The organism is Kitasatospora sp. NPDC048540 (assembly GCF_040651175.1).
In the GTDB taxonomy this organism is placed as follows: domain Bacteria; phylum Actinomycetota; class Actinomycetes; order Streptomycetales; family Streptomycetaceae; genus Kitasatospora.
Genome location: NZ_JBEZIR010000119.1, coordinates 27,227 through 27,692 on the forward strand (window position 1 = coordinate 27,227; position 466 = coordinate 27,692).

The 466-nt window shown below is 69.1% G+C and carries 1 protein-coding gene; it reads left to right on the forward strand.

Translation table 11 applies throughout. The features are described 5' to 3' along the window. The coding region (locus AB0D08_RS32380) for an Ig-like domain-containing protein (protein ID WP_359893813.1) at positions 1 to 466 on the forward strand (466 nt) is incomplete at both ends.

Sequence of the window (466 nt, forward strand, 5' to 3'; positions counted from 1 at the left end):
ATCACCAAGGCCGCCAGCACCGTCAAGCTCACCAGCAGCCTGAACCCCGCCGCACCCGGCCAGGACGTCACCTTCACCGCCACCGTCACCGGACCCGGCGACAAACCGGGCGGCACCGTCACCTTCACCGACGGCGACACCCAACTCGGCGACCCCGTCGAGGTGAAGGACGACGGCACCGCCACCACACCCGCCACCAAGTTCACCACCAACGGCGACCACACCATCACTGCCACCTACAGCGGCGACACCACCCACACCGGCAGCAACGAATCCATCACCCAACAGATCGCCAAACCCGCCGTCGCCGACGCCACTCTCAAGGCCGACCCCGGCACCGGCGGCACCACCACCACCCTCACCGCCACCATCACCGGCAACCTCGCCACCCCACCCACCGGAACCGTCACCTTCACCGACGGCACCACCCCACTCGGCGACACCACCCTCACCGACGGCACCGCCA